This window comes from Elioraea sp. (assembly GCF_022842375.1).
Taxonomy (GTDB): domain Bacteria; phylum Pseudomonadota; class Alphaproteobacteria; order Acetobacterales; family Acetobacteraceae; genus Elioraea_A.
On sequence record NZ_JALHPR010000009.1, the window covers coordinates 132775 to 146718 of the forward strand.

General features: G+C 67.3%; 13 protein-coding genes. 7 read left to right on the top strand and 6 right to left on the bottom strand.

The features are described from left to right. Position 1 precedes the first annotated feature (1 nt). On the top strand, positions 2-997 hold the full coding sequence (hemB, locus tag Q0C38_RS10485) for a porphobilinogen synthase (RefSeq protein ID WP_291297046.1): 996 nt from the start codon (positions 2-4) through the stop codon (positions 995-997). Between the two features lie 82 nt (positions 998-1079). Here the strand turns inward: hemB and Q0C38_RS10490 are convergent, their stop codons facing one another. After that, positions 1080-1658, bottom strand: coding sequence for a PEP-CTERM sorting domain-containing protein (locus Q0C38_RS10490; RefSeq protein WP_291297029.1), 579 nt, complete (start codon positions 1656-1658; stop codon positions 1080-1082). Positions 1659-2267: 609 nt separating this feature from the next. On the opposite strand from Q0C38_RS10490, the gene Q0C38_RS10495 reads away from it, so the two are divergent. Continuing rightward, complete coding sequence (locus Q0C38_RS10495) at positions 2268-2498, top strand: YdcH family protein (RefSeq protein ID WP_291297030.1); 231 nt, start codon at positions 2268-2270, stop codon at positions 2496-2498. Between the two features lie 31 nt (positions 2499-2529). Then, entirely contained in the window at positions 2530-2922 is a 393-nt protein-coding gene (locus Q0C38_RS10500) for a hypothetical protein (protein ID WP_291297031.1), read from the top strand. 90 nt (positions 2923-3012) lie between these two features. On the opposite strand, the gene Q0C38_RS10505 is transcribed toward Q0C38_RS10500, so the two are convergent. Genes Q0C38_RS10505 through Q0C38_RS10520 form a run of 4 tightly spaced genes read right to left on the bottom strand, consistent with a single transcriptional unit; the run spans position 3013 to position 6497 of the window. Continuing rightward, positions 3013-3447: a thioesterase family protein gene (locus tag Q0C38_RS10505; RefSeq protein ID WP_291297032.1), complete on the bottom strand. Its 435-nt coding sequence runs from the start codon at positions 3445-3447 to the stop codon at positions 3013-3015. Continuing rightward, positions 3444-4424, bottom strand: coding sequence for a YheT family hydrolase (locus Q0C38_RS10510; RefSeq protein ID WP_291297033.1), 981 nt, complete (start codon positions 4422-4424; stop codon positions 3444-3446). Before Q0C38_RS10510 ends, Q0C38_RS10505 begins: the two co-directional genes overlap by 4 nt. After that, positions 4417-5262, bottom strand: coding sequence for an alpha/beta fold hydrolase (locus Q0C38_RS10515; RefSeq protein WP_291297034.1), 846 nt, complete (start codon positions 5260-5262; stop codon positions 4417-4419). Before Q0C38_RS10515 ends, Q0C38_RS10510 begins: the two co-directional genes overlap by 8 nt. After that, positions 5259-6497 (bottom strand): CaiB/BaiF CoA-transferase family protein, encoded by a 1239-nt coding sequence (locus Q0C38_RS10520; RefSeq protein ID WP_291297035.1) that lies wholly within the window; start codon positions 6495-6497, stop codon positions 5259-5261. Before Q0C38_RS10520 ends, Q0C38_RS10515 begins: the two co-directional genes overlap by 4 nt. 100 nt (positions 6498-6597) lie before the next feature. On the opposite strand from Q0C38_RS10520, the gene Q0C38_RS10525 reads away from it, so the two are divergent. The 4 genes from Q0C38_RS10525 (at position 6598) to Q0C38_RS10540 (ending at position 11918) form a co-directional block, all read left to right on the top strand. After that, positions 6598-8115 (top strand): aldehyde dehydrogenase family protein, encoded by a 1518-nt coding sequence (locus tag Q0C38_RS10525; protein ID WP_291297036.1) that lies wholly within the window; start codon positions 6598-6600, stop codon positions 8113-8115. A 342-nt stretch (positions 8116-8457) separates the two neighbouring features. Next, a complete protein-coding gene (locus Q0C38_RS10530; protein ID WP_291297037.1) occupies positions 8458-9840 on the top strand; it encodes a hypothetical protein in 1383 nt (460 codons plus the stop codon). A 21-nt stretch (positions 9841-9861) separates the two neighbouring features. Further along, positions 9862-10977: a hypothetical protein gene (locus Q0C38_RS10535; protein WP_291297038.1), complete on the top strand. Its 1116-nt coding sequence runs from the start codon at positions 9862-9864 to the stop codon at positions 10975-10977. Continuing rightward, entirely contained in the window at positions 10974-11918 is a 945-nt protein-coding gene (locus Q0C38_RS10540; RefSeq protein ID WP_291297039.1) for a hypothetical protein, read from the top strand. Before Q0C38_RS10535 ends, Q0C38_RS10540 begins: the two co-directional genes overlap by 4 nt. Here Q0C38_RS10540 and Q0C38_RS10545 read toward each other — a convergent pair. Further along, a partial coding sequence (locus Q0C38_RS10545; RefSeq protein ID WP_291297040.1) for an AAA family ATPase occupies positions 11915-13944 on the bottom strand: 2030 nt, incomplete at its 5' end. The genes Q0C38_RS10540 and Q0C38_RS10545 overlap by 4 nt on opposite strands.

Below are 13944 nucleotides of genomic sequence, written 5' to 3' on the forward strand. Positions count from 1 at the left end.
CATGACCGGGGGTGGCTTCCCGTCGATCAGGATGCGGCGCAACCGCTACGATGCCTGGACGCGCAGGCTCGTCTCGGAGAACCAGCTGACGGCCGATGACCTGATCTGGCCGATCTTCGTGCGCGAGGGAACGAACGTGCGCGAGCCGATCGCGTCCATGCCGGGCGTCGAGCGTCTCTCCATTGACCTGGCCGTTGCGGCGGCGGAACAGGCCCGCAGCCTTGGCATCCCGGCGCTGGCGCTGTTCCCGGTCACGCCGAAGGAGGCGAAGGACGAGGACGGCACCGAGAGTGCGAACCCCGAGAACCTGATGTGCCGGGCGACGCGCGCGATCAAGAAGGCAGTGCCCGACATCGGCCTCGTCGGCGACGTGGCCCTCGACCCCTACACCAGCCACGGGCATGACGGGGTCATCCGCCAGGGCTATGTCGCGAATGACGAGAGCGTGGCCATCCTCTGCCGCCAGGCGGTGGTGCAGGCCGAGGCCGGCATCGACGTCATCGCGCCGTCGGACATGATGGATGGGCGGATCGGCGCGATCCGCGCCGCGCTCGATGGCGAGGGGTTCATCCACACGCGGATCATGAGCTACGCCGCGAAATACGCGTCCGCGTTCTACGGGCCGTTCCGCGATGCGGTGGGGTCTGGCAGCGCGCTCAAGGGCGACAAGAAGACCTACCAGATGGATCCCGCCAACACCGACGAGGCGCTGCGTGAAGTCGCGCTCGACCTCGCCGAGGGGGCCGACATGGTGATGGTCAAGCCCGGCATGCCCTATCTCGACATCGTCCGCCGCGTGCGCGATCGCTTCGGCGTGCCGACCTTCGCCTTCCAGGTGTCGGGCGAGTACGCGATGATCGCGGGCGCGGCCGAGCGAGGCTGGCTCGACGGCGAGCGTGCGATGATGGAAAGCCTGCTCGCCTTCAAGCGCGCCGGCGCGAACGGGGTGCTGACCTACTTCGCGCCGTTCGCGGCGACCCTGATGAAGCAGGGCTAGGCCCCCTGCCCCCAATCAGGCGGCGCGCCATGACAGGTGCGCGCCGCCCCATGGGAACCAAGCCGGTCCGAGCCAGCACCCGTCAGGCGGTCGTCACGCCGCCGCGCCGGCGGAGGGTGCCGGCGAGGAACACGAGGCCGGCGCCGAACAGCCCGATCGTCGCTGGCTCGGGCACGTAGAACGGCCCTGCGAGGGTGCCGCTCACGCTGCAGGCGGTTTCCGTTACTGGACCCACGTAGCAGCCGAGCGTGCCTTCGCTGGCGTACTCGCCGCTCAGTGCATTGCCGCCGCCGCCTGCCAGTCCGAACGTCAGCTCGGAACTCACGGTAAGCAGTCGAAGCTGAAACGCGGTCGGGAAGACGTTCGGGTTCTTGAGGTCCTCAGGGTTGGGCAGGTCTGGGATGGTCAGGCTGAAGGACCAGTCGACGAGCAGCGTCTGAGGAAAGAGCTTGTCGAGATCCGCGAGCGTGATGTTGACGTCACCGAACGAGACGAGGAGTTGGTCAACGCCCAGGCTCTCCCAGCTCGGCCGTGCGCTGAACTTGGTCAATGAAAAGTCGATCCCGTTGCAGTAGTCGGCGAGATCGAACTGCATGAACCCGGCTCGCGTTGGCCCGATGATCGCCTTGGGCGGTGCGACGTCGTTGTCGAGCGCTACCATGTTGTCGAAGTAAAAGCGGATCACGTCCGCCTGGGCATTGCCAGAGGCCAGAAGGCCTGCGGCAAGGGCACCCGTGAACGCGATGACCCCCGTGCCGCGCGTCGCCCACGCCCTTCGGCGCGGCGTGCAACGGGCTTGTGTGAGTCATGGCCGCCGATGCGGGTTGCGTTGAGCATTCTGCCCTCCTTCTCGTTTCTTCAGGCGACAGTCTTCGCATATTCGTTGATTTGCAAGTATAAATATTTCCTCATGGCAACGACTTCCGCGACCGAGCGCGGCTGGCGCGACGACGCGCATCGTTCCCGGCGCATCGATCAAAAACAGCATCGCTTCACGTGATCACGCGTGCGTGGGCCGACCTACGCCGTGGCGATGCGGTGCCTGCCCCCTTGATCGGCTGCGCGGAAATCATATCTGCCATGCTGTCCGGGCCCCTCTGGCCTCGGGCCGCCCCTCCTCGCCACACGGCTGAGGGCGGCCTGACGCGATGTCGGACTTTCACGGCCGGCGAAAGCCGCGCGTCGAAAGGGTCGGGCCTTGCCGGATGCTGCCCCCCGATCCCAGGACTGCGCGTGCTCACCGCCAACGATCGAACGGGAGGCATGACGCATGGCCAAGCACATCAAGGATCACGGCGCAGCAGCGCGGGCGCGGATGATCATGGACCTTGAAGCCCAGCACGAGGCATTCGAGCGCACTTTGGCGGACGAGCTCACGCGCCCCTCCCCCGATGCGATGCTGATCCGCCGCCTCAAGCGCGCCAAGCTCGCGCTCCGGGACCGCGCCGTGGTGATCGCCGCGGCGACCGAGGGGCACCAGCCGGCACACCCGCCGCGCTGACCGACCGCCTGACCAGAACCGGGGAATGACGATGACGGAACGACTGCCTGCCGCACAACTGCCTGCCGCGCGCACAATCATGGCCGTCCGCCTGTTCGGCGCGACGATGATCGCCATCGGCGCCGTGAGCTACCTGCTGCCGGCCTCGCCACACTGGACGGCCCTGATCCCGGCGATCATCGGCGGCATTGCGATCGCCGCGAGCCTGCCGCGCTGGCCCGCCATGGCCCACGCGGCAATCGCGGTGGTCCTCGCCGGCATTGCGCTGTTCGGCTCGGGCAGTGCGCTGCCGCAGCTTCCCGCCCTGCTGGCCGAGGGCGGCACGGTCGGCAATCCCGCGGCCGTCGCAGCACGCTCCGCCGCCGCTGTGGTCTCGCTGCTGCTGCTCCTCTCGCTGGCCGTGATCAGGCCCTGGCGGCGGTGAGCATCAACCCACCTCGCCTTGCCTCTGGCCGGGCAGGAAATGGGCGAACGGCGCGATCGCGCTGAGGGCGACGGCGAAGCCTTCGTGCCGTCAGCCGTGCGCGACCATGAAGCGCTCGAACGCCGCGCGCGCCTCCGGTGGCGTCGGCGTCGGGCGGCCGGTTTCCTTCACCACGTGAACGTGAACGAAATGCCCCTCGGCACTCGCGCGGTCCTCCTCCTCGCGGAAGATGCCGATGCCGTAGCGGATGCTCGACGTCCCGAGCTTCTCGACTCGCAGGCCAACCGTCACCGCATCGGGGAACGACACGGCCGCGTGGTAGCGGCACTGCGTCTCGACCACGTAGCCCATCAGCGCCGGTGACGCAGGCAGGATCTCGCCGATCAGGAAGCGGGCAACGGCGGTGTCGAACCAGGAATAGTAGATCACGTTGTTCACGTGGCCGTAGGCATCGTTGTCCATCCACCGCGTGATGATGGGGGTGAACCAGGCATATTCGGCACGACGGCCGATCGGTTTGGTCACGGAACGCTCCCGTTCGTTGCGAGATGTGGTGCCAGCATGGCCGCGATCGTCCGGTCCGCCCAGGAGCCGTCGCGGGAGCTGTCATGGAAGCCGACATGCCCGCCGCCCGGGGCCACCAGCGGCGTGACACGCGGGTTCGACGCCCAGTCAACGGCGGCATAGGTGACGGCCGGCACCCAGGGGTCGTCGGCCGCCGTCAGGCATAGCAGGGCTGCGCGGATGCGGGCGAGCTTGGGCGCGAGCGAGCAGCGCGCGTAGTAGTCGTCCGCCCCCGCATAGCCCGAGAGCGGCGCGACATAGCCGTCATCGAACGTGCGCACGCTGCGCGCCGCCTTCGCCGCGGCAAGCAGGGCGGGCGGCAGGTGGCGCGCGAGCAGGGCGGCATCCTGCTTCATCCGCCGCAGCAGCCAGCCGTGATAGACGGCGTTGCGCGGCGCCATCATCCGCGCCGATGTCGCCGCAAGGTCGACCGGCGCGCACACGGTTGCCGCGGCCACGATCGGCAGCGAGGGCGCATCCCCTTCGCGCGCGAGCGCGTCGAACACCTGCGTGCCGCCGAGCGACACGCCGATCAGCACGAGGCCAGGGGTGATCGCCTCCTTCGGCAGGCCGCGCAGCGCGGCGAGGATGTCATCGCCAGCCCCTGCGTTGTAGGGCTTGCGCGAGCACGGCATGCTCGGCCGCGAGCCGCGGAGGTTGAGGCGCAGGACGCCATGGCCGCGCTGCCGCCAGAACGCGGCGGAACGGCGGATGTGCACGCCGTCCTCGCACCCCGTCAGCCCGTGCACGAGCACCACCGTCTCGCGTCCCTTCCCCTCGTGCCACGCAGCGGACAAGGCGTCGTTGTCCGGCAGGGCGAGCCAGAGGCGGATGAAGGGACCAGGGTCAGGCGGGTCGCGCCGCAGCGTGTCGCGGAGCGTCTGGAGGTCGCCGGTCAGCCACGGGAAGCGCGGGCTGAACCGCCCTGGCTCAAGCATCGAGGAAGGCAGCGACACGCGCGATCTGCTCATCATCGACCAGAGCGGGAACATGACCGACGCCCGGAACGGTGTGCAGCGTCACGCCTGGCCGCGCTGCCATCAGCGCGGCCGTCTCGGCAAGCAGAAGGTCGGATACGGCACCGCGGAGCAGCAGGATGGGAGCGGTGATCGCCTGCCACATCGGCCAGAGATCGAGATCGGTGGCGACCTCCGGCATGGGTGCCGCGATGGCCGGGTCGTAGTGAAGGCGGATCGTTCCGTCATCGGCCTGCCGTGCCGAGATGGCGGCCAGGTGGCGCCAGTCCTCGTCCGTCATCGGGCCGAAGCCGGCATGCACCTTCCTGAGATGCGCCTCGAGCGCGGCAAGGTCGGCGAAGGCGGGATCGGCGCCGACATAGGCCTTGATGCGCGCGAGAGCCGCTGCCGGGATGTGCGGCCCGACGTCATTCAACACGAAGCGGCGGATCGGCGTTCCCGGCATCGCGGCGAGTGCCATGCCGATCATCCCACCCATCGAGGTGCCGACCCAATCCACGGTCTCGACGCCGAGCGCTGCGAGCAGGTGCGCGCACGCAGCGGCGTAGGTGGGAACGCCGTAGAGCATGGGGTTGGCGAGCCTGTCGCTCAGGCCCCGCCCCGGCATGTCGGGCGCGATCACCCAGCGCCCGCGCGCTGCGAGTGCCGCGGCAAGCCTGTCGAAATCGCGCCCGTTGCGCGTGAGGCCATGCACGCAGATGACGGGCGGTGCCGCGCCCCGCTCGCCCCACGCGAGGTAGGCGAGGCTGTGGAACCCGTCAGCTGCCAGGTAGCGGACCGTGCTGGCCGTTGGCGTCACACCACGCCCTTTTCGCGCAAGGCAGCGATCTCGGCAGCGCTCATGCCCGCCTCCGCCAGCACCTCATCGGTATGCGCCCCGAGAACGGGCGGGCTGATGCGATAATCGGGCGGCGTGGCGGAGAGCTTCACCGGGTTGGCGATCAGCTTCGCGGGCTTCCCGCCGGTGGCGGCATGCGGCATCTCGATCACCATGCCGCGCGCCTTCACGTGTGGGTCGTCGAACACCTGCTGCAACGTATTGATCGGCCCGCAGCCGATCGACAGCGCCTCGAGCTTCTCGATCCATGCGGTGGTGGAGCGTGACTTCAACGTCGGCGTCAGCGTGTCGGTCACGAGCGCGCGGTTGGCGACGCGCGCGGCGTTGGTGGCGAAGCGCTCGTCAGACAGCAGGTGCTCGAGCCCGAGGCCCTTGCAGAACCGCTCGAACGTCGCGTCATTGCCGACGCTGAGCACGATCGCGCCATCCTCGGTCGCGAACACCTGGTAGGGAACGATGTTCGGGTGCTGGTTGCCGAGCCGCGGCGGGTTCTCGCCCGTTGCGAGATAATTCATGCCCTGGTTCGCGAGCCAGGCGACATGGGTGTCGAGCATGCCGATGTCGATCGCCTGCCCCTCCCCCGTCGCCTCGCGGTGGCGGAGGGCGGCGAGGATGCCGATGGTGGCGTAGAGCCCGGCGAAGAGATCGGCCACGGGGATGCCGACCTTCTGGGGAAGCCCGTCAGGCTCTCCCGTCAGGCTCATCACCCCGCCCATGGCCTGGATCAGGCTGTCATAGCCAGGGCGCGGCGCGTAGGGGCCGGTCTGGCCGAAGCCGGTGATGGAGCAGTAGATCAGGCCCGGGAACTCAGCCTTCAGGCTCTCGTAGTCGAGCCCGTACTTCTTGAGCCCACCCGGCTTGAAGTTCTCGACGAGGATGTCGCAGCCGGCGATCAGCTTTTTCGCGATCGCGACCCCTTCCGGCCTGGCGATGTCGAGCGTGAGGCTGCGCTTGTTGCGGTTCACGCCGGCGAAATAGGCGCTCTCCTTCGTCGGACCATCGGCGCCGGGCAGGAAGGGAGGTGCGAAGCCGCGCGTATCGTCGCCCCGCGTCGGGTGCTCGATCTTGATCACGTCGGCGCCAAGGTCGCCCAGCATCTGCGCGCAGGTGGGCCCGGCAAGGACCCGCGTCAGGTCGAACACGCGCAGGCCCTTCAGCGGCCCCGTTGGCTGTGGCGCAGTCGACTCTCCCGGCATTCGCTGTCTCTCCCGGTCCTGGCCCCCCGTCTTGAACGCGCCGGGGGGCGGGTGCATGGTCCGCGCGCTTATGGAACCGCTGCCCGGGAAGGACAAGACCATGCCCGACACCATCATCGCCGGCCGCACGCCGACGAGCCCGACGCTCGACGAAAAGGCGCTCGCCCGGGCGCTCTCGGGCCATCACCTGATCGGCGGGCAGCTCGTGCCCGCAGGCTCCGGCCGCACCTTCCCCGTGGTGAACCCGGCGACGGGCGAAGAGGTCGCGACCGCGGCGCTGGGCGATGCGTCGGATGTCGAGCGCGCGGTGGCCGCGGCCGCCGCCGCGCAGAAGGCGTGGGCAAAGGTTCCCGCCCGCAAGCGTGGCGAGATGGTCGGCGCCTGCGCCAAGGCGATCGGGGAGCATGTCGAGGAGCTCGGCCGCCTCATCGCGCTCGAGACCGGCAAGGCGCTGCGCACCGAAAGCCGCGTCGAGGCCAACGTGGTGGCCGACATCTTTGCCTTCTACGGCGGGCTCGGCAGCGAGCTGAAGGGAGAGACCGTTCCCTTCCACCCCGACGTGCTGAGCATGACGGTGCGCGAGCCGCTCGGCGTGGTCGGCGCGATCATCCCGTGGAACGTGCCGATGCTGCTGATGGCGCTGAAGGTGGCACCCGCGCTCGTCGCCGGCAACGCCGTGGTGGTGAAGAGTGCCGAGGAAGCGCCGCTCGCCGTCCTCCGCATCTGCGAGATCCTCAACCGCATCCTGCCGCCTGGCCTGTTCAACATGCTCTCGGGCTTCGGGCCCGAGTGCGGCGCGCCGCTGGTAGAGCATCCCAAGGTGCGGAAGGTGACGTTCACCGGCTCGGTCGAGGTCGGGCGCATTGTGGGGCAAGCGGCGGCGAAGAAGCTCATCCCGGTGACGCTGGAGCTCGGCGGCAAGAGCCCGATGATCGTGTTCGACGATTGCGACCTCGAGCGCACGGTGATGGGGGCCATCACCTCGATGCGCTTCACCCGCCAGGGGCAGAGCTGCACCGCGGCGAGCCGCATCTACGTGCACGAGAAGATCTTCGATGCCTTTGCCGCCTCCCTCGCCGCCAAGGTGGACGCGATGGTGATGGGCGACCCGCTGGACGAGCGCACCGACATCGGAACGATCATCTCGGGCGACCAGTTCGCGAAGGTGAAGGGCTTCATCGACGAGGGCCTCGCGACACCGGGAGCAACGGGCCGCGCGTGCTCGGCGATGCCCGCCGATGCCGCGCTGAAGAAGGGCCTGTTCATCCAGCCGCATATCTTCACGGGGCTTTCGCGCGAGAGCCGCTTGGTGCGCGAGGAGATCTTCGGCCCCGTGACAGTGCTGTTCCCGTTCAACGATTGGCAGCAGGTGCTGGCCGAGGCGAATGACAGCGAGTACGGCCTCGCCGCGTCCGTATGGACGAACAACCTGAAGGTGGGCCTCCGCATGGCGCATGCGCTGGAGGCGGGGCTCGTGCAGATCAACCAGAACCTGGTGGTGCAGGCCAACCTCAGCTACGGCGGCGTGAAGAGCTCCGGCCTCGGCAAGGAGGCCTCGCTCGAGGCGATGCTGGAGCATTTCATGCACAAGAAGACGATCATGGTGAACATGGCCTGATTGCCCGACCTGCGCTTGCGTCATGATTGAATAGCGCAATCATAGGTTGTAGCGGGGACTGTGGGTTGGGGCCCAGTCCGCGCGTTTGATTTAGACGTCTGGTCATTCCTCTGTTGAATGCATCCGCATGTTTGCTAGCCTCGTCTCGTTGGCGGACCGTTCCGCACCGGGGAGACATTGTGCATGCGGCGATTGCAGGGTGGATTGCCGAGGCGCGGCTTCCTAGCGCTTGGCGGAGCGGCGACGTGGTGCGCGGCGTGTGCGGGCGGGGGGCCGCATCAGGATGTGCAGACCCCTTCCGGAGCTTGCGAACCGTTCGCGGCTAGCGGTCGTAACTATCGATTGACCGAGAAATACGACTACCCGCCCGCGCCCCCTCGCGAGCAGGCTGCCCGTCGCGAGTGGGATACTTGGCAGGCTTGGCGGGGCTATTCGGCCAGTCAACAAAACCCATGGCCATTGCCACGCATTGAGGTGCATTACGCCACGACCCGCGATCATGCGCTGCCGTCCGCACTGCAACGGCCGGTGATGGGGGAAAAAGCAGGGCCGCTGGTGTCGCATCAACCCGTGAAGTTGGCGGACTTCGACGCGGGCGCATCGAACGTACCTGCCCACGTGCAGATGATCGCGCGCGCCGCGGAATTCGCGCTCTGGCGTTTCCGTGAACTCGGCTTCAGGCGTCCCGCGCTCGGACCGCATGGTGAACAAGGGAACACGCTGAAGATCAATCTTGTCCGCACGCGCGACTACAGGGGAATGACCTCCCCTGACTGGGACTTCATCGAAATCTCCAACCAGATCCGCGAGGAGACTGCGCTCCTGACGGTCGGCCATGAGATCTTCCATCGCATCCAGTACGCCTATAACCCGACACGGAGGGAAATGCGCGTCTGCGAACTCGACGAGCCCGACCTTTGGACCCTTGTCTTCGAAGGTGGCGCGCGTTTCTCCGAAGACCTGCTGGTCGATGGCACCAATCGCTACGAGTACGACGGCGAACGGTGGTTCACCGAGCGGCGAAGGCCGCTGTTCCGCACGGCGGACTTTGATGGCGCCCTCGCCGGAGCCGTCTACGAGGCATCGCTCTTCTGGAAGTACGTTGCCGAACAGCACGCAGCACCGTCACGGGAACGAAATAGCGAGAGCCAGCGCCCCGGCGCCCCTTCTCTTGAGCCGCGCGGCTGGAGGCCCGCTCCTGAGAACATGCGCGAGGCAGAGACGCAGATACGGCTTCTGGAGGCCATCGAGCTTTGCAGGAAAGAAGGCCTCGCAGCAGAAGAGCAAAGGGAGCGGATCACGGTCGACAATCTCCGGACCGCGCGTGCGACGATGTTCGGGATCGGCACTTTCGATAAGCCCGTCCTTGTGGGTAAGGAACAAGCGCCTTCCGATGGCGTCGCGCCGAGGCGGCTGGTCGACCTGACAACGACAGCGCTCCGTGCACTTGGGATGGGGCGGATTTCATCCCCCGGTGATGCGCCGCTGTGCGGCGAGACGACCTGGGGAAACTTCGTCGTCGCCTTGGCCCTGAACGGGTTCTCGGAGAGCGACCTTCGGTTCCGTTTCCTCGAAACCCCCGCATTTCGCACCGTCGCCGGCTCCCCGCTCCAGGTCGCGGCGAACCGCACCGTGCCGTACGAAATGTTGCCGGAAATCGGCCCCGGATCGGTACCCAGTTCCGGCGGAGGGGGCGGCAGGGGCGGGCGATCGGACGAGCCCTGAACGGGAGGGAGACAACGCATCATGGCGGAGTTCACGCCAAGGAGTACGACCAGCGCTCTCGTGTTTGGGCCGGAGCTGTTTGACGACCAGCGGGTCGAGCGGCTGGGCGATAATCTCGCCCGGGTTCTCATGCAGTCGGGTCGCTGGAATCGCGCCCCGTCGATGCTGCGGCAGTTCGACCTGGTCGCGCACAAGGTGACCATGACGCCCTCCGACAGGACACAGCTGATCCGGGTCGAGTGGACGCCCGATGAGGCCCTGCGCAAGGGGGCGATCTTCCAGGTGGTGCTGCTTGGGCCAGGGGCGCGGCTCGTCGACGTGATCCGGCATGACACGTCGTTCACCGTCCCGGATGGTGCTGCCCAGGCTCCCGATGGAGATGGAAGCTTCCGACGCACCATTGCGCTCCGCAACGTTGCCGAGGTTGTTTTCCTGAGTGCGAGCAGGGACGCGACGGGGAGTTTTTCCCTCGCACTCTCCCGTCCGCGACAGACGCCGGTGCTGATGGCCACGAGTTGGAACTGCCCAAGCGGACGGTTCCTGCCATTCGACCCGCGCGAGACGGAATGGAACTGGATGTCGCCCGACCTCGAAGTGGTCAAGGACTTCACGCGCCCGCTGGGCGCGTCTGGAACTCCGCCGGAAACGATTCGGCTTGCAGTACGAAATGTCGGCCCGAGGGACTCGCTCCTGGTCAGCGAGACGGTCGTGTTCTCATGGAAGCCGTGGGCGCCGAGATCAGGGGGCGTCTGGAAACCCTGCGGCGATGGCACCCTCTCGTTCCTCAGATCCGTCGACGATCACGATCGTGCCCGACGCGGCGACCGCATGACGCAGGACACGCGCCTGATGGGCAAGCAGTTCGTCCAGGTGCCGGCGCCGGCGGAGACAGAGACAAAGCGTCAGCCCTACATGATCCGAGCGGTCCTGCCCTCTTCAGGTGACAGGCGGGATCAACCGCTCGTTGTTTTGGGTAGCTCGCACCCCATCACCGGCCAAGCGGAACTGGAGGCCCTCCGCGCGAGGGGCGTCTCGACCGATTTCGCCGCGCCGCGGAACTTGGATGCCCGTGCGCAGCGGTGTCCAAGCCGTGAGCGACCCGGGACGGGGCCTGCCGTGCGGGGTCGGACGCCATGAGCAGGAGCGTTCCGGTCACCCAGGGCAGGATCACGGCGAGCATCGCGGTCTTTGACCAGACGCCAAAGCCCACGTTTCTGACAGACAGCACGGCAACGGCTTCACCCCAGGGCGGTGACGGAGCCCTGGAGACGTCGCCACCGCGCATCCAGGTTCCCTTCCGTATCGATGCACCACCGTTTTTGCTGAGCACGGTTTCGACTGGAACCCTGCGAGGGTCCATTCTTCGCTTATCGCAAATGGAAAGCCACTTCCTGATTGCAGGATACTATTATGTAAGACGCGAAACAAATAGGATCCTTGAAGAAATGGCCTCTGCATCATCAAGTCGAAATCTCAACGTCGAACGTATAAGTAGGCCACGGTTTTCTGTATTGCCTCCTCGCGAATCACAAAGAGATCGTGAATTGGCCGAACAAGACGTAAAGCAAAACAGACACGTTCTCCGTCAAAGATTGAAACGGCTTGAGGGGGAACTGCCCCGCGGCGACCTGACGAACGTTCCGACCGAAAAGCGCATGGAGTGGGTCCAAAATCGCCTTCGTTCAATCCGCTATCTTCAAGGCGTTCTCGCATACTCGCTCAAGAATGGTTTCAAGGAAAAAATAGCAACAGATCCCGATAAAGGTATAGTTCTGATGTCATCTTATTTTCAGTATTCGCATACAGTCGCCTACAGAACAAAGGCCATTTTTAATTTGAATATGATCTATTTTTCTGATATAGATACTGATTTAAAAATACAGAATCGTGTTGAGCGTATCCACGGACACCATTCGATATTCCGTGGTGGTGGAACGCATCACCTTGTCTATATCGACGATGTGAAGGAATACAGTTCCACTAGTGTCGAAAAGCTGATCGATGAATTCGACATCGCCGTCAGCGGCCAGATCGAATGCGAGAAGGACTTTGACACAGATAGGAGCGGCTCGGGCTAGCCCGCCATCCCCCTCACCCGCGCTAGCAACCCCACCCGCACGTCCTGCTGGAACAGGAACCCCATCTCAGCCGCGAGCGCGACGGACCGTTCCAGTATCGCAACGCCATCGGCCACGGCGCCGCATGCTGCCTCGGCCGCACCCAGGAAGCCAAGGGCAACGGGGCGCATCAGGTCGGCCTCCGCCTCGTCGCAGAGGCGAACGGCCTCGCGCAGCGGGCCGCGGGCGGCGTCGGCTTCGCCGCGGCGCCACAGCATGAAGCCCTCGGCAATGCGGACGAAGATCCACGTGAACGGCCGGTGGTCGCCCTCCGCCTTCGCCAGCACAAGCGCCAGCGCCTCGCTCGCTTCCTCGAAACGCTCGGCATCCGCCAGCGCGCGCACGCGATAGGCGAGCGCGGTTGCCGCCAGCGGACGGTCGAGCCCATACCGCCCCGTCACGTCCGCATCCTCGGCGCGCGCGGCCACCTCGGCCATCTCCTCTGCCGCGACGTCGAAGGCGCACATGCCGACATGCGCCAGCCCGCGCTGGAACGTCGCGCGCAAGGCCAGCGCGGCATCGCTTGTTTCCTCCGCAAGCGCGGTCGCGCGACCGGCGGCGGCCAGCGCGTCCTGGTACGCACCGGCGAGCCAGGCATGCAGGGCGGTGTTGATGTGAAGCTGGCCGAGGCGTGACGTATCGCCGAGCTTGTCTGCCGGCGCGCCGGCCTCGTCGAGGCGCGCGCGAAGCTCCGTGATCCGGCCGAGGCGATGCAGCGGATTGCGCAGCTCGAAGCGGAGGTCCACCGCGAGCTTCAGCGTCTCCTCGCTCTCGTGCAGGTGATCGAGCGCCTCCAGCGCCTCGGTGAAGAAGCCGATCGCCGCGCGGTTGGCGTTGCGCGCCGCCGCACGCCGCCCCGCCTCGCGGCCATGCGCCACGGCAAGCTCCCACGCCTCGCCCGTGCGCGCGTGGCGGGCGATCGTCTCCGGCCCCGCCCCGCCGCTGTCGGCGAGTGACGCGGCAGCGACAGCGTGCAGCGCGCGGCGGCGGGAGAAGGTCATGCCGATATACGCAACGTCCTGGTAGAGCGCGTGGCGGCACGTCCACCGCGCCGCGGGCCCGATGCCCTCGCCGCGCGCAAGCCCGGCGGCGGCAAGGATCGCGGCTGCCTGCGGCACGGCCTTGGGCGCGACCCCCGTCACCGCACCGATCGTTGCTTCATCGGAAGGTTCGCCGAGCACGGCAAGCGCCTCGAGCACCGCCTTGCTTGCATCGTCGAGCCTGTCGATGCGGGTGGCGAGAAGGCTGCGCACGGTGGGCGAAACGCGGCTGCCGCTCTCGATGCGCGGCGGCGCGAGCTGTGCCGCCACCTCCTCCTCGACGAACAGCGGGTTGCCGCCGCTGCGCTCGGCGATGCGGCGGGCTGTCCCTCCAGCCCCGTCGCCAAGCAGGCGCGCGGCGAGCTGTTCCGCCTCCCCCTCCGGCAGCGGCAGCACGGGGATTGCCGCGACGGATGCGTGCGCGGCAAGCGCCGGTGCTCGATCGGGCCGCCAGCCGAGCAGGAGCAGCAGCGGCACCTCGCCGAGCCGGTCGAGCACGGCGGCGAGCACGCTGTCGGTTTCCGGGTCGGACCAGTGCAGGTCATCGACGATGATCGCAGCCGGCCCCTCGCGCGCGGCGGCGAGCAGCGCATCGGTTGCCGCCGCGATCATCCGCCTGCCGCGCTTGACGGGGTCGGTGCTGGCCCAGGCCTTGTCCTGCTGCGGCAGGTCGAGCAGGGCCGCGATCGCGGCTGCGTCGATGCCGGCAATGTCCGGCATGGTATCGCCGATGCCGAGGATGCGCCGGATCAGGGGGCGCAGCGGATGGAAGCCGACATTCTCGTGCCAGCGGATGCAGCGTGCGGTGTAGAGCGTCAGCGCGAGCCCCGGCCCCGCGGCGAATTCGTGCATCAGCCGCGACTTGCCGGTGCCGGCCTCGCCCACCAGCGCGACGGCACGGCCGGCGCCGCCACGCGCGGCTTCGGCCGCCGCGGCCAGGCTCGCCC